15 protein-coding genes are annotated in these 14,307 nt (G+C 69.4%); 13 read left to right on the top strand and 2 right to left on the bottom strand.

Translation table 11 applies throughout. The annotated features are described in order from the left end of the window. The first annotated feature begins 43 nt into the window (after nucleotides 1-43). Both G6N34_RS20025 and G6N34_RS20020 read left to right on the top strand, forming a co-directional pair. Nucleotides 44-1,114 (top strand): SDR family oxidoreductase, encoded by a 1,071-nt coding sequence (locus tag G6N34_RS20025; RefSeq protein WP_085156094.1) that lies wholly within the window; start codon nucleotides 44-46, stop codon nucleotides 1,112-1,114. A 37-nt stretch (nucleotides 1,115-1,151) separates the two neighbouring features. Continuing rightward, complete coding sequence (locus G6N34_RS20020; RefSeq protein WP_085156097.1) at nucleotides 1,152-2,219, top strand: lysophospholipid acyltransferase family protein; 1,068 nt, start codon at nucleotides 1,152-1,154, stop codon at nucleotides 2,217-2,219. Nucleotides 2,220-2,272: 53 nt separating this feature from the next. Here the strand turns inward: G6N34_RS20020 and G6N34_RS20015 are convergent, their stop codons facing one another. After that, nucleotides 2,273-2,767: an FAS1-like dehydratase domain-containing protein gene (locus G6N34_RS20015; RefSeq protein WP_085156100.1), complete on the bottom strand. Its 495-nt coding sequence runs from the start codon at nucleotides 2,765-2,767 to the stop codon at nucleotides 2,273-2,275. 61 nt (nucleotides 2,768-2,828) lie between these two features. Beyond that, nucleotides 2,829-3,629, bottom strand: coding sequence for an HAD family hydrolase (locus G6N34_RS20010; protein ID WP_234813091.1), 801 nt, complete (start codon nucleotides 3,627-3,629; stop codon nucleotides 2,829-2,831). Between the two features lie 175 nt (nucleotides 3,630-3,804). Between G6N34_RS20010 and G6N34_RS20005 the strand changes: the two genes are divergently transcribed. The 11 genes from G6N34_RS20005 to G6N34_RS19955 all read left to right on the top strand — a co-directional run bounded on the left by G6N34_RS20005 (nucleotide 3,805) and on the right by G6N34_RS19955 (nucleotide 14,213). Then, nucleotides 3,805-4,077, top strand: coding sequence for a glutaredoxin family protein (locus G6N34_RS20005; protein ID WP_085156106.1), 273 nt, complete (start codon nucleotides 3,805-3,807; stop codon nucleotides 4,075-4,077). A gap of 133 nt (nucleotides 4,078-4,210) precedes the next feature. Further along, nucleotides 4,211-5,581: a glutamyl-tRNA reductase gene (locus tag G6N34_RS20000; RefSeq protein ID WP_085156109.1), complete on the top strand. Its 1,371-nt coding sequence runs from the start codon at nucleotides 4,211-4,213 to the stop codon at nucleotides 5,579-5,581. A 4-nt stretch (nucleotides 5,582-5,585) separates the two neighbouring features. Beyond that, nucleotides 5,586-6,521 carry a hydroxymethylbilane synthase gene (gene hemC, locus G6N34_RS19995; protein ID WP_085156112.1) on the top strand — a complete coding sequence of 312 codons (936 nt, stop codon included), beginning with the start codon at nucleotides 5,586-5,588 and terminating at the stop codon, nucleotides 6,519-6,521. Nucleotides 6,522-6,545: 24 nt separating this feature from the next. After that, on the top strand, nucleotides 6,546-8,195 hold the full coding sequence (locus tag G6N34_RS19990; protein WP_085156115.1) for a bifunctional uroporphyrinogen-III C-methyltransferase/uroporphyrinogen-III synthase: 1,650 nt from the start codon (nucleotides 6,546-6,548) through the stop codon (nucleotides 8,193-8,195). A 12-nt stretch (nucleotides 8,196-8,207) separates the two neighbouring features. Next, the gene (gene hemB / locus G6N34_RS19985) at nucleotides 8,208-9,188 is read left to right on the top strand and encodes a porphobilinogen synthase (protein ID WP_085156118.1); all 981 of its coding nucleotides are present in this window, start codon (nucleotides 8,208-8,210) and stop codon (nucleotides 9,186-9,188) included. Next, entirely contained in the window at nucleotides 9,185-9,607 is a 423-nt protein-coding gene (locus tag G6N34_RS19980; RefSeq protein WP_234813087.1) for a hypothetical protein, read from the top strand. The genes hemB and G6N34_RS19980 overlap by 4 nt, the downstream gene beginning before the upstream one ends. Before the next feature lie 19 nt (nucleotides 9,608-9,626). Further along, nucleotides 9,627-10,085 (top strand): hypothetical protein, encoded by a 459-nt coding sequence (locus tag G6N34_RS19975; RefSeq protein ID WP_085156121.1) that lies wholly within the window; start codon nucleotides 9,627-9,629, stop codon nucleotides 10,083-10,085. Further along, a complete protein-coding gene (locus G6N34_RS28105) occupies nucleotides 10,085-10,702 on the top strand; it encodes a transport-regulating membrane protein Mce1N (protein ID WP_234813088.1) in 618 nt (205 codons plus the stop codon). Before G6N34_RS19975 ends, G6N34_RS28105 begins: the two co-directional genes overlap by 1 nt. Next, nucleotides 10,699-10,971, top strand: a complete 273-nt coding sequence (locus tag G6N34_RS19965) for a hypothetical protein (RefSeq protein WP_085156124.1) — start codon at nucleotides 10,699-10,701, stop codon at nucleotides 10,969-10,971. The genes G6N34_RS28105 and G6N34_RS19965 overlap by 4 nt, the downstream gene beginning before the upstream one ends. A 16-nt stretch (nucleotides 10,972-10,987) precedes the next feature. Continuing rightward, a complete protein-coding gene (locus tag G6N34_RS19960; RefSeq protein ID WP_085156127.1) occupies nucleotides 10,988-13,108 on the top strand; it encodes a heavy metal translocating P-type ATPase in 2,121 nt (706 codons plus the stop codon). A 34-nt stretch (nucleotides 13,109-13,142) separates the two neighbouring features. Beyond that, nucleotides 13,143-14,213: a GGDEF domain-containing protein gene (locus G6N34_RS19955; protein WP_085156130.1), complete on the top strand. Its 1,071-nt coding sequence runs from the start codon at nucleotides 13,143-13,145 to the stop codon at nucleotides 14,211-14,213. The last annotated feature ends 94 nt before the right edge of the window (nucleotides 14,214-14,307 follow it).

Genomic DNA, 14,307 nt, shown 5'->3' with positions numbered 1-14,307 from the left:
CGCTGGGCATGCCTGGGCGCCGCACGACCGGTAGCCTGTCCACATGGATTCGGGCGACCCCAAGGACACCCCTGCACCGCCCAAAGTCGTTCTGGTCACCGGAGCCTGCCGATTCCTCGGCGGTTACCTGACGGCGCGACTGGCGGCCAACTCCTCGATCGAGAAGGTCATCGCGGTGGACGCGGTGACTCCGAGCAAGGATCTGCAGCGTCGGATGGGTCGCGCCGAATTCGTTCGGGCCGACATTCGAAACCCCTTCATCGCCAAGGTGATTCGCAACGGCGATGTGGACACCGTGGTGCACGCGGCGGCGGCTTCATACGCCCCTGGCAGCGGTGGCCGGGCCACGCTCAAGGAATTGAACGTGATGGGCGCGATGCAGCTGTTCGCGGCCTGTCAGAAGGCCCCCACGGTTCGGCGGGTGGTGCTCAAGTCCACCTCCGAGGTCTACGGGTCCAGCGCGTTCGACCCGGTGATGTTCACCGAGGACAGCACCAGTCATCGTCCACTCGGCGAGGGCTTTGCGCGCGACAGCATCGACATCGAGGGCTACGCCCGAGGTCTGGGACGCAGGCGGCCCGACATCAGCGTGACCATCCTGCGCCTGGCCAACATGATCGGGCCCGCGATGGACACGCAGTTGTCGCGTTACCTGGCCGGTCCCGTGGTGCCCACGACGGTCGGCCGCGATGCGCGCCTTCAGCTTCTGCATGAGCAGGACGCTCTGGGCGCCCTCGAGCACGCGACCAGGGCGGGCCGGGCCGGCACCTTCAACATCGGTGCCAGCGGCGTGATCATGATGTCGCAGGCGATCCGGCGCTCGGGGCGGCTGGCTTTGCCACTGCCGGCCACCGGGGTGCGCGTGGTGGATTCGCTGCGCCGGGCCGCGGGCGGCACCGAGATCAACCGCGACCAACTTCGCTACATGGCCTACGGCCGGGTGATGGACACGACCCGGATGCGCACCGAGTTGGGGTACCACCCGAAGTGGACCACGCTCGAGGCGTTCGACGACTACGTGCGCGGTCGGGGTTTGACTCCGATTGTCGATCCGCGGTGGGTACGCTCGGTGGAGACGCGTGCGGTGGCCGTGGCTCAGCGGTGGGGGAGCTAGACATGCAGAACTTTCGTCGGGGGAGAGGGTATTGAGCGTGGCGGGTGACGGGCGAGCAAAAGTCATTCCGCTGCATGGCAATTCGAGCCGTGCAGCGTCATCCCGGAGAGCCGGCCAACGCGCTGACGCGGCGAGACGACATCCGTCGCTGCTGTCCGATCCCGACACCAGGGCGACCGCCGAGCAGCTTGCCTCGGTCGTGCGTGAGATCGATCAGCATCGCGCCGCCGCGGGCGGTCCAGACGGCGAACCGGGTGCGCCCAACGACCTCGCGGTCAAGATCGCCTCGGTTGCTGAATTTGTCCGACAGCGACTCATGGGCGACTACGTCGTGGATGAATTCGGCTTCGACAAACACCTCAACGAGGCCATATTCCTGCCTTTGCTGCGGGTGATCTTCAAGTCGTGGTTCCGGGTCGAGGTCAGCGGTGTCGAGAACCTGCCCGTCGACGGCGCCGGACTCGTGGTGGCCAACCATGCCGGGGTGCTGCCGTTCGACGGCCTGATGCTGGCGGTGGGTGTGCACGACCACCATCCGACCCAGCGGGATCTGCGCCTGCTGGCCGCTGACCTGGTGTTCGACATGCCGGTGCTCGGGCACGCCGCGCGCAAGGCCGGCCACACCATGGCCTGCACGGCCGACGCGCACCGACTCCTCGAGGGCGGCGAGCTCACCGCGGTGTTCCCCGAGGGCTATAAGGGCCTGGGCAAGCAGTTCAAGGACCGCTACAAGCTGCAGCGGTTCGGCCGCGGCGGGTTCGTGGCGGCCGCGCTGCGGACCAAGGCGCCGATCATCCCGTGCTCGATCGTCGGGTCAGAGGAGATCTATCCGATGATGGCCGACGTCAAGCTGCTGGCACGCCTGCTGGGCCTGCCGTATTTCCCGGTGACGCCGCTGTTCCCCTTGGCCGGGCCGGTGGGCATGGTGCCGCTGCCGTCGAAGTGGCACATCGAGTTCGGCGCGCCGATCTCGACGGCCGAGTACGAGGAGAGCGCGGCCGAGGACCCGATGGTGACGTTCGAACTCACCGACCACGTCCGCGAGACCATTCAGCACACGCTGTACCGACTGCTGGCCAACCGCCGGAGCATGTTCTTCGGCTGAGGCCGGACCTGATGTTCGGGCCTGCGCGAGGCCCGCGCCTGCCGCCCGGGTCGCTACATCCCCAGGCGAGCAGCGATCGCGGCGACCTGTTCGTTGGTCTCGGAGTCGTGCGCGGCCTCACCGATCATCGTCACGACGCTGGTGATCACGGGTTCGCCGTTGGCGTCGGTCACCTCTGCGCGCAGTTCGGCGATCACGGTGCCGTGCGATTCGATCACCGAGTCGAGGTAGGAGTCGAAGTAGATTTCGTCACCCACGACCAGCGGGCGGTGGTACTTGTTCTTCTGGTCGCGGTGGATCACGCGGGCGATGTTGATGCCCACGTCGAACCGCTTGAACATCTCCATCTGTACCCGGCGCCCCGCGACCGCGATGAACGTCAGCGGCGCGACCAGGCTCGGATAGCCGAGTTCGGCGGCCGCGGCCTCGTCGTGGTGGGCGCCGTGGTCGTCGAGCACAGCTGTGGAGTACTCGCGCACCTTCTCCCGGCCGACCACGAACTTGTCGGGGTAGCGGTAGTGCGTTCCGATGATCTCTTCAGCAACCATGACTGGCGATGTGTCCTTCGGTCAGTGACGACGTGCTTAGCGACGGTATAACACGGCGGTCTCAGCGCTCGTTTCGCCGTGACGCGATCGCGGCCAGCGCCCCGCCCGCGGCGCCGAGCGCCAACGCCGACGGAACCCCGATCCGGGCGGCTTTGCGGGCAGTCCGGAAGTCGCGGATCTCCCAGCCCCGTTTGCGCGCCAGGTCCCGCAGGTCGGCGTCGGGGTTGATCGCCACCGCGGTCCCGACCAGCGACAGCATCGGCACATCGTTGTAGCTGTCGGAATAGGCCGCGCAGCGGCGCAGGTTCAGCCCCTCGCGAATCGCCAGGGCACGCACGGCATGCGCCTTGCCCGTGCCGTGCAGGATCTCGCCGACCAGGCGGCCCGTGAAGACGCCGTCGACCGACTCCGCGACGGTGCCCAACGCACCGGTCAGGCCCAGGCGGCGGGCGATCGTATCGGCCAACTCGAAGGGCGTCGCCGTGACGAGCCACACCTGCTGACCCGCGTCGAGGTGCATCTGGGCCAGATCGCGCGTGCCGGGCCAGATCTTGTCGGCGATGATCTCGTCGTAGATCTCCTCGCCGAGTTCCACCAGCTCGGTGGTCGGGCGGCCCTCGATGAACGACAGCGCCTTGCGCTTGCCCTCGGCCACGTCCTCGCTGTTCTCGCGGCCCGTCAGCTGGAACTTGGCCTGGGCGTAGACGAACCCCAGCACGTCCCGGTAGGTGAAGTACTTGCGCGCTGCCAGTCCGCGGGCGAAGTGCACGAGCGACGAGCCGTGCACCATCGTGTTGTCCACGTCGAAGAACGCCGCGGCCGTCAGGTCGGCCGGCGCCGGTGGCTTGGGCTCGTCGGCCAGATGCTCGACCGCGGCCTCCGCGCTGGGCGCACCCGCCTGCCAGGTCGTGTCGTCCCCGGCGGGCGACTGGCCGTCCGACGGCTGATCTGCCACGCACACCCCCTTCGGATGACCCGCCGCGCACGGGCGCGGAGCACTTGCCTCGTAACCCTATCCAAATGCCACAATTCGGCAGATGATCCCCGCGCAGGTCTGCCTGCTGACCAGAGCCGGATGCCAGATCTGTGTGCGTGTGCACGACCAACTGGCGGCGTTGGCCGACGAACTCGGCTTCGAGTTGAGCGACGTCGACGTCGACGCGGCGGCGGCCGCGGGCGACGCGTCGCTGCGGGCCGAGTTCGGCGACCGCCTGCCCGTGGTGCTGCTCGACGGCGCAGAACACAGTTACTGGGAGGTGGACGAACCCCGGCTGCGCCGGGACCTCGCAGACCGGAACTGTGGCACATGACATCATGGGGGAATTTGGTGACGGCGCAGGTGAGCGGCTACCGTTGTGCTCAGATTGAGCGTAAGTCTCTTCACCTGATAAGCGGCAAGGGAGCGTGCTGGGTGATTGCTCGAATGGTCGCTGGGATGGCGCTGTGAGTGTCCTGCTTTTTGGTGTCTCGCACCGCAGCGCGCCTGTCTCCGTCCTCGAGCAGCTGTCGACCGATGAGGCCGAACAGACCAAGATCATCGACCGGATCCTGCAGTCCCCGCTGGTCACCGAGGCCATGGTGCTGTCCACCTGCAACCGCGTCGAGGTGTACGCGGTGGTGGAGGCCTTCCACGGCGGCCTGACCGCGATCGGACAGGTGCTCTCCGACCATTCCGGCATGGCGATGTCCGACCTGACCAAGTACGCCTACGTGCGCTACGCCGAGGCGGCCGTCGAGCATCTCTTCTCCGTGGCCTCGGGTCTGGACTCCGCGGTGATCGGCGAGCAGCAGGTGCTCGGACAGGTCCGTCGCGCCTACACGTCCGCCGAGGCGAACCACACCGTGGGCCGCACACTCCACGAGTTGTCGCAGCGCGCGCTCGCGGTCGGCAAGCGCGTCCACTCCGAGACCTCGATCGACGCCGCGGGCGCCTCTGTGGTGTCGGTGGCGCTGGGCATGGCCGACCAGCGACTGTCCGGGCTGCGTGGCCGCACGGCCGTGGTGGTGGGCGCCGGGTCGATGGGCGCACTCAGCGGTGCACACCTGATCCGGGCCGGAGTCTCCGTCGTGCGAGTGGTCAACCGCTCCATGGACCGAGCGCTGCGCCTTGCCGCCAACCTGCGCGAGCAGGGCGTGGCGGCCACCGCCCTCGGTCTGGACGACCTGCCGATGGCGCTGGCCGAGGCCGACGTGGTGATCAGCAGCACCGGTGCGGTCTCTCCGGTGCTGTCGCTGGCCGACGCGCACCTGGCGCTGGCCCGCCGCAACGCAGGCCGCACCGATGGCCGACCCCTGGTGATCTGCGACCTCGGCATGCCACGCGACGTGGACGCCGCCGTGGCGGGTCTGCCGGGCGTCTGGGTCATCGACATGGATCGCATCCAGCGCGAGCCCGCGGCCAAGGCCGCGTCCTCTGACGCCGCCGCCGCGCGCTCCATCGTCGCCACCGAGGTGGCCACCTATCTTGCCGGGCAGCGCATGGCCGAGGTCACGCCGACCGTGACGGCGCTGCGCCAGCGCGCCGCGGACGTCGTCGAGGCCGAACTGCTCCGGTTGGACAACCGCCTGCCGGGCCTGGACCTCACGCACCGTGACGAGGTTGCGCGGACCGTGCGCCGCGTGGTCGACAAACTCCTGCACGCACCCACCGTTCGGGTCAAACAGTTAGCCAGCGCCCCCGGCGGCGACACCTACGCCGAGGCGCTGCGCGAACTGTTCGAACTCGATCCCACCGCTGTCGACGCCGTCGCCACCGCAGGCGAACTGCCTTTGGTTGCAACGGATTTCGACGCTTTTACCGAACAGTCTGAGTGAACACTTGATCCGAATCGGCACCCGAGGCAGCCTGCTGGCCACCACACAGGCGGGGACCGTCAGAGACGCACTGATCGCACGCGGCCATGCCGCGGAACTCGTCATCATCTCGACGGAGGGGGACCGTTCGGCGGCCCCCATCGCCGAGATCGGTGTGGGCGTTTTCACTGCGGCCCTGCGCGAGGCCATCGCCGACAATCAGGTCGACGTTGCGGTGCACTCCTACAAAGATTTGCCGACGGCCGTCGATCCGCGGTTCACGATCGCCGCGACCCCGCCTCGTGAGGACGCCAGGGACGCCCTGGTGGCCCGTGACGGCATGGTGCTCGGGGAGTTGCCGACGGGGTCCGTCGTCGGCACGTCGTCCGTGCGCAGGGCGGCACAGCTTAAAGCACTGGGTCTCGGTTTGGAAATCCGCCCCCTACGAGGCAACCTAGATACCAGGTTGAACAGGGTAAGCAGCGGCGATCTCGACGCCGTCGTGGTCGCCCGAGCGGGTCTGGCCCGTATCGGACGCCTCGATGTGGTCACCGAGACGTTGGAGCCGGTACAGATGTTGCCGGCCCCGGCTCAAGGGGCGTTGGCGATCGAGTGCCGTGCCGGTGACACCGCATTCGTGGAGATGTTGGCGGAGTTGGATGACGCCGACACCCGCGCGGCGGTCACCGCAGAGCGAACCCTGCTCGCCGAACTGGAGGCGGGCTGTTCCGCACCGGTGGGCGCGATCGCGGAAGTGGTCGAGTCGATCGATGAGGATGGCAACGTCTTCGAAGAACTGTCGCTGCGCGCATGCGTGGCGGCGCTGGATGGATCCGACGTGATCCGCGCGTCCGGAATCGGGACTCCCGAGCGGGCACGAGAACTCGGGCTCTCCGTGGCCGCGGAGTTGTTCGAACTGGGCGCGCGAGAGCTGTTGGGTGCAGACAGCACGACAGGCTAGTACAGGCGAAGGCAGGAGTTGAAGATGACTCGAGGGCGTAAGCCGAAGCCGGGGCGCATCATGTTCGTCGGTTCGGGACCGGGTGATCCGGGTCTGCTGACGACGCGCGCGCGGGTGGTGTTGGCCAACGCTGCCCTGGTCTTCACCGACCCCGACGTTCCGGAGCCCGTGTTGGCGCTGGCGGGATCGGAGCTGCCGCCGACGTCCGGACCGGCTCCCGCACCCAAGGCCACCGGCGACGGCGACTCGGCCCCGGCCGAGCCCGCAGCGGTGACCGTGCAGCAGGGCCCGGACATCCGGCCCGCGCTCGGTGATCCGGCTGAGGTGGCCAAGACCCTGACGCATGAGGCCAAGCTCGGCGTCGACGTGGTGCGTCTGGTGGCCGGCGATCCGCTGTCGGTGGATTCGGTGCTCGCCGAGGTCCAGGCCGTCGCCAAGGCCGGCATGGTGTTCGAGATCGCCCCGGGCCTGCCCGCGTCGACGGCCGTGCCTACCTACGCCGGTCTGCCGCTCGGCTCGTCGCACACCGTGGCCGACGTCCGCGGGGACGTGGACTGGGCCGCCCTGGCGGCCGCACCTGGCCCGCTGATCCTGCACGCCACGCCGCAGCACCTCGCCGACTCGGCCCGCACGCTCATTGAGCACGGGCTCGTCGAGACCACGCAGTGTGTCGTGACCGCGCAGGGCACCACGTGTGCACAGCGCAGCGTCGAGGCCACGCTGGCCGAGCTGACCGACCGCGCCGCGATCGGCGCCAGCGACCCCGCCGGTCCGCTGACCGGTCCGCTGGTCGTCACCATCGGCCGCACCGTGACCCACCGCGCCAAGCTGAACTGGTGGGAGAGTCGCGCGCTGTACGGCTGGACCGTGCTCGTGCCGCGCACCAAGGATCAGGCCGGCGAGATGAGCGACAAGCTGGTCACCCACGGCGCCCTGCCGATCGAGGTGCCCACGATCGCCGTCGAGCCTCCGCGCAGCCCCGCCCAGATGGAGCGTGCGGTCAAGGGTCTGGTGGACGGCCGCTACCAGTGGGTCGTGTTCACCTCGACCAACGCCGTCCGTGCGGTGTGGGAGAAGTTCGGCGAGTTCGGTCTGGACGCGCGCGCGTTCTCGGGTGTGAAGATTGCCTGCGTGGGCGAGGCCACCGCGGATCGGGTCCGCGCGTTCGGCATCAGCCCCGAACTGGTGCCCGCCGGTGAGCAGTCCTCCCTGGGCCTGCTCGACGAGTTCCCGCCGTACGACGAGATCTTCGATCCGGTCAACCGCGTGCTGCTGCCGCGGGCCGACATCGCCACCGAGACACTGGCCGAGGGTCTGCGCGAACGCGGCTGGGAGATCGAGGACGTCACGGCCTACCGCACGGTGCGTGCGGCACCGCCGCCAGCGCACACCCGCGAGATGATCAAGACCGGCGGCTTCGACGCCGTGTGCTTCACGTCGAGTTCGACGGTGCGCAACCTGGTCGGGATCGCGGGCAAGCCGCACGCCCGGACCATCGTCGCGTGCATCGGGCCCAAGACCGCCGAGACCGCTGCCGAGTTCGGTCTGCGCGTCGACGTCCAGCCCGAGACGGCTGCCGTCGGACCGCTGGTCGAGGCGCTGGCTGAACACGCGGCCCGGCTGCGCGCCGAGGGTGCGCTGCCTCCGCCGCGCAAGAAGAGCCGTCGGCGCTAGGGTCCAGAACCCATGAGCCATCCCAGCATTCGTCCCCGGCGTCTGCGCACCACGCCCGCCATGCGTCGCCTGGTCGCCGAGACCTCGCTGGAGCCACGACATCTGGTGCTGCCGATGTTCGTCGCCGACGGCATCGACGAACCGCGCGAGATCGCGTCGATGCCCGGCGTCGTGCAGCACACCCGGGAGTCCCTGCGGGCCGCGGCCGCCGAGGCCGTGGCCGCGGGCGTGGGTGGCCTGATGCTGTTCGGCGTGCCCCGCGAGGCCGACAAGGATCCGCTGGGGTCGGCGGGCGTCGACCCGGACGGCATCCTCAACGTCGCGCTGCGGGACCTGGCCAAGGATCTGGGCGATTCGACCGTGCTGATGGCCGACACGTGCCTGGACGAGTTCACCGACCACGGGCACTGCGGCGTTCTGGACGACCGGGGCCGTGTCGACAATGACGCCACCAACGTTCAGTATGTGAAGTTGGCTGTGGCCCAGGCCAATTCGGGTGCGCACGTGGTGGGGCCCAGCGGCATGATGGACGGTCAGGTCGCGGCCATCCGCGAGGGTCTGGACGCCGCAGGGCACGCGGGAGTGGCGATCCTGGCGTACGCCTCGAAGTTTGCGTCGGCGTTCTACGGTCCGTTCCGCGAGGCCGTCGCCTCCAGCCTCACCGGCGACCGCCGCACCTACCAACAGGACGCCGGCAATGCGCGCGAGGCCGTCCGCGAGATCGAACTCGACATCGCCGAGGGCGCCGACATGGTGATGGTCAAACCCGCGATGTCGTATCTGGACATCGTGCGCGCCGCGGCCGAGGTCTCGCCGGTGCCGGTGGCCGCCTACCAGGTGTCCGGCGAGTACTCGATGATCGCGGCCGCCGCCGCCAACGGATGGGTGGATGGTCCCGCCGCCGCACTGGAGTCCCTGGTCGGCATTCGCCGCGCGGGCGCGGACTTCGTGTTGACGTACTTCGCGGTGCAGGCCGCCACCTGGCTCGCGTGACCGCACCTGTGCCGCCGGCGCGGAACCCGCAGCAGCGGCCCGAGGACGTCGTCACGGGTTTCTGGCTGTGGGTCGTGGCGCTGCCACTTCTGATCGTCGGCTACCTGACCGACGCGGTCACCAGCAGGGCGAGCGTGCCCGTCGTGGTGGCCTTCTCGGTGTTCGTCGCGGTGATCCTGGTCGCGGTCGTGGTCACGTTCCTGATCCTGATGCGCTCGGGGTATCGGTGGGCCAGGACCGTTCTCACCGCGGGCGGCCTCGCCTCGATCGTCAATGTCCTGTTCAATCTTTTCGCCGGTGAGCGGTCGGAGGCAGGCGCGGTGATCTACGCGGTGACCGGCATCTTCGGTGCGGTCCTGGTCGCAGGTGGCATCTATCTGCTGCACCGCCCGGAGGCGCACGCGTACTTCACCAGGTGACGGCTAGGCTGGCTCGTCGATGACTGATCCAGTTTCGCCTTCTGCCCGGCCCCGCATTGTCGACATCGCCTTCTGGCTCCTGGTGCTCGGCGCCGTCCTGCTGATGTTCGGCGGCATGATCGCTCTGGCCACCAACTTCGACTCCGTCCGCGCCGTCGCCGCAGAGTCGGTGTCCGACGACACGGTGCGCGACTATCTGACCCTGCACCGCGCCGCCGGGGTGTTCTGCGTCGTGGTGGGCGTGAGCCTGGCGTATGTGGCGGGCCGCATGCGCTCGGGCGATGCCCGGTTCCGGCGCTCGGCGATCGCGCTGAGCATCGCGGCCGTGGTGTTGATCGGGCTGCTGGCGGTGATTGCCGGGGTGCATCTGGTGGCGTTGCTGGCGCTGGTCCTCGTGATGGGCTCGGCGGTGTCGTTGACCAGGCCCGCGGCCGCGGAGTGGTTCGGGGCGGGCGCACGCGATGAGGGAGCACGTTGATGGATGACCAGCCACTGTTCTCCGAGCCGGGCGCCAGCTGGTATTGGGTGCTGGCCGGTCCGGCGTCCGCGGTCGCGATGATGATGGTGCAGTTGTCCAGCGGCAATGGCGTGCAGTGGGTGGTCCCGATCGCCTTCCTGGTGCTGGTGTCGGGGTTCGTCGCGCTGCAGGTCAAGGCCGCCCGGATCCACACCTCGGTCGAGTTGACCCGGACGCACCTGCGGCAGGGCACGCAGACCGTCAACGTCGATGAGATCGTCAAGGTCTACCCGGCGCCCAAGGTGACCGGGCGCAGGCATTACGACGGCCGGATCGTGGCGAAGAACAACGCCCTGACCAACCGCGCGCTGCGGCAGGCCGGCATCGATGCCGCCGATCTGGCCGAGAAGGCCGAACCCGAACCGCAGGAACCGGACACCGACCGCGCGACGGTCGAGAAGTGGCAGGCCTCCCGTGCACTGGGTGAACTGACCGGTGTCCCGCGCGGCAGGACCGGGATCGGCCTGCGGTTGACCGGTGGGCGCACCGCCCAGGCGTGGGCCCGCAACCACAAGGGCCTGCGCATGGCGTTGACGCCGTTGGTCGAAGAGCGCGCCGAACCCAGCGGTAAACCGTGACCCCGCAGCGTCGCGGACGCCTCGAACTGGTGGTGGCCGCAGTCGCCGCGGTGGGCTGCGTGCTCAGCTGGCTTGCGGCGCGGTCGTTCGTGCAGGTCGCTCCCGTGATGGAGGGGGAGCCGAGCACCACGTCGGTCGCGTTCTCTCCGCCGCTGCTGCTGCTGGCGCTGATCGCGGCCACCGTCGCCGGTGTGATGGCGGTGCTGGGCACAGCTCGGCTGCGTCGAGTCCGGGCGTATTCGGTAGCCCCCCGCGCATATACCCCATAGGGGTATATTGGCCGTCATGAGCCTGACGGTGACAGATCTGCGATTGGCCGGGATGTCGTGCGTGTCGTGCGCCGCCCGCATCGAGCGGGGCCTCAACGCACTCGACGGGGTGTCGGCGTCGGTGAACTTCGCGGTCGAACGGGCCCACGTCGAACACGGGGGTGACGTCGACGAACAGGATCTGATCCGGGCCGTCGAATCGGCCGGCTACCACGCCAGTGTGATCGAACCGACCGCGACGCCCGAGTCGGAGGAGTCCGACGAGGACTCGCTGCTGCCGCGCCTGGCGGTCTCCGCCGCTCTCGCGCTGCCCATCGTCGCGGTGTCGATGATCCCGGCCTGGCAGTTCGCCGGTTGGCAGTGGCTGGTGCTGGCATTGACCACGCCCATCGTCTTCTGGGGCGGGTACCCGTTCCACCGCGCCGCGGTGCGGGCCGCGCGCCACCGGGCGTCGACCATGGACACCCTGGTCTCACTGGGCACCCTGGCCGCCTACCTGTGGTCGGTGTACACCGTGATCGCGACCGGCGGGCATGGACACGGTCATCTGTACTTCGAAGTGGCCGCTGCCGTCACAGTGTTCCTGCTGGCGGGCCGCACCGCCGAAGCCAAGGCGAAGCGCTCGGCGGGCAAGGCGCTGCGCTCCCTGCTGTCGTTGGGCGCCAAGGACGCCGTCGTCGAACGCGACGGCGTCGAGGTGCGCGTCCCGGTCGCCGAACTCCAGGTGGGGGACGTCTTCGTGGTGCGCCCCGGTGAGCGGATCGCGACAGACGGTGTGGTGGCCGACGGCGCTACGGCACTGGACACCTCCGCGATGACCGGGGAGTCGGTGCCCACCGATGTCGGGCCCGGCGACGCCGTGCTGGGCGGCGCGGTCAACACCTACGGCCGGATCCGGGTGCGGGCGAGCCGGGTCGGCGCAGACACACAGTTGGCGCGGATGGGGCGGCTGGTCACCGAGGCGCAGAACGGCAAGGCCGCCATCCAGCGGTTGGCCGACCGGATCTCGGCGGTCTTCGTCCCCGTCGTCCTGATCATCGCCGCGCTGACCCTGTTCGGCTGGCTGGCCGCGGGCGGGACGGCCGTCGCCGCGTTCACGGCCGCGGTCGCGGTGCTGATCATCGCCTGCCCGTGTGCACTGGGCCTGGCCACCCCGACCGCGATCCTGGTCGGCACCGGGCGCGGCGCCCAACTCGGCGTGCTGATCAAGGACCCGCACGTGCTCGAGGCCGTCGGTGGGATCGACACCGTGCTGCTGGACAAGACCGGCACCGTGACCACCGGCCAGATGAGCGTCGTCGGCGTGGACCCCCGCGACGGGCAGGACGCCGCGGAACTGCTGTCCCGCGCGGCCGCGGTCGAGGCCGCCTCCGAGCACCCACTGGCTGCCGCGATCGTCGCGGCCGCTCGGGAACGGGGACTGTCCGTGCCGGGCGTCACCGACTTCGCCAACGAACCCGGCGTCGGCGTCAGTGCGGACGTCGCGGGGGTGCGGGTGCGGGTGAGCCGCGCCGAGGCCGCCGCGCACGACGCGGATGTCGCCGAGACCCGGGTCGATGTGGCGTGGGACGGCGCGGTGCGCGGCAGCATCCGGATCGCCGACGTCGTCAAGCGGACCAGTGTCGAGGCGATCGCCGAACTCAAGGCCATGGGGGTGCGCCCGGTGCTGCTGTCGGGCGACGCCAAGGCCGTGGCGGACCGGGTCGCCGAGCAGGTCGGCATCGCTCCCGAGGATGTGATCGCCGGCGTGCTGCCGACCGAGAAGGCCGACGTCGTCAGGGACCTGCAGGCGCAGGGCCGCAGGGTCGCGATGGTCGGCGACGGTGTCAACGACTCGGTCGCGCTGGCCACCGCCGACATCGGCATGGCGATGGGCACAGGGACCGATGCCGCGATCGAGGCGGGCGACATCACGCTGGTGCGCGGCGATCTGCGCACCGTGCCGACCGCCCTGCGACTGTCCGCCCGGACGCTGCGCACCATCCGGGTCAACCTGTTCTGGGCGTTCTTCTACAACGTCGCGGCGATCCCGCTCGCGGCGCTGGGACTGCTCAACCCGATGATCGCCGGGGCCGCGATGGCCGCGTCCTCGGTGTTGGTGGTGGTCAACAGCCTGCGACTGCGCTCGTTCCGGTGACACTGAACGGGGATTCAACGCTAAGCTCCTGACCGTGCGCGACGACTTTCGCACACGCAGTCAGCAGCGGGAGGTGCTCGCGGATCTCCTGATTCGCGAGCGTGTCTTCCGGTATGCCATCTCGGCGTTCGTTCTGGTGTTCGGCGCCGTCGGCATGGTCTCGGTGTACGCCGCCGACGGTCCCGCCACGCGTACCGCGAGCATCATCGCGGTACTTCTCTGCGCGACGGTGGTCCCGGTGTCGGTGGCGATGAGCCGCGTGCATCTGGGCGCGGTGTGGTGGTCCAATCGGAGCAGGTGGCGGCACGGGCCCCTGCTCTTCGTCGCCTACGCCGACCTGGCCATCACGGCGTCGGTGTTGACATATTCCGATGCCGAGTACGCATTGTTCGGCACGCTGCTTTTCGGCGTGGTCGGCGCGTACGCATCCCACTTCGTGCGCCCAGTCGCCTGCGCGGTCCACGTGGTGTTCACCAGTGCCGTCGTCGTCGCGATCGGCGTCGTGATGATCCGGTCGGGCGACCACGACGTCGCGGGAACGATCGCACGAGTCGCGACCGCTCTGCTCGCGGTGAACGGCACCGTGGCCCTGCACGCCCTGTACACCGCCGATGTCCGGCAGAGCATCGCGCGCACTTTCGCCTCGGCGACCACCGACTCCCTGACAGGGATCGGGAACCGGCGGGCCTTCGAACAGCGTGCGCATCGACTCATCGCGTCCGGGGTGGAGGTCGTCGTGGTACTGCTCGACGTCGATGACTTCAAGCTCATCAACGACACCGTCGGGCACGGCGGGGGAGATGCGGCGCTCGTCAGCGTGGCGCGGTCGCTGGACGTGGTGCTGGGACCTGACGCCGTCGTCGCGCGCCTCGGAGGCGACGAGTTCGCGGCGGCCCTGCCCGCAGAGGCGGTGATCGCCGTCGAGGACTTGGCGCAGGTGATCCGCGCGGCGGTCAGCGGTGCCACGGGTTTTGCGGTCAGCGTCGGCGCTGCGCGGGTTGCGCTCGCCGCGCCGCAACCGGCCGAGGCGCTGAGGGTCGCGATGGAGTCGGCCGACGCGAACCTGTACGCGCAGAAGAAGGTGGGGCAGTCGCCCCGACTGTGAGGGCCGTGGGCCTATTTTCGCCCATCGCGTGTGCTCCGCCACACCCTCGGAGCTGGGTGTTGGCACAAAGTTCAATTCCTGTAACACTGTACCC

The organism is Mycolicibacterium confluentis, from assembly GCF_010729895.1.
GTDB lineage: Bacteria > Actinomycetota > Actinomycetes > Mycobacteriales > Mycobacteriaceae > Mycobacterium > Mycobacterium confluentis.
This window is presented reverse-complemented; position numbering and strand designations above follow the sequence as displayed.

What these genes read in the sequence shown, in the direction of transcription:
- G6N34_RS20025 (WP_085156094.1), top strand. Translation starts at nt 44, where the DNA reads ATGGATTCGGGCGACCCCAAGGACACCCCTGCACCGCCCAAAGTCGTT.
- G6N34_RS20005 (WP_085156106.1), top strand. Translation starts at nt 3,805, where the DNA reads ATGATCCCCGCGCAGGTCTGCCTGCTGACCAGAGCCGGATGCCAGATC.
- G6N34_RS19975 (WP_085156121.1), top strand. Translation starts at nt 9,627, where the DNA reads ATGACTGATCCAGTTTCGCCTTCTGCCCGGCCCCGCATTGTCGACATC.
- G6N34_RS19960 (WP_085156127.1), top strand. Translation starts at nt 10,988, where the DNA reads ATGAGCCTGACGGTGACAGATCTGCGATTGGCCGGGATGTCGTGCGTG.
- G6N34_RS19990 (WP_085156115.1), top strand. Translation starts at nt 6,546, where the DNA reads ATGACTCGAGGGCGTAAGCCGAAGCCGGGGCGCATCATGTTCGTCGGT.
- G6N34_RS28105 (WP_234813088.1), top strand. Translation starts at nt 10,085, where the DNA reads ATGGATGACCAGCCACTGTTCTCCGAGCCGGGCGCCAGCTGGTATTGG.
- G6N34_RS20015 (WP_085156100.1), bottom strand. Translation starts at nt 2,767, where the DNA reads ATGGTTGCTGAAGAGATCATCGGAACGCACTACCGCTACCCCGACAAG.
- hemB (WP_085156118.1), top strand. Translation starts at nt 8,208, where the DNA reads ATGAGCCATCCCAGCATTCGTCCCCGGCGTCTGCGCACCACGCCCGCC.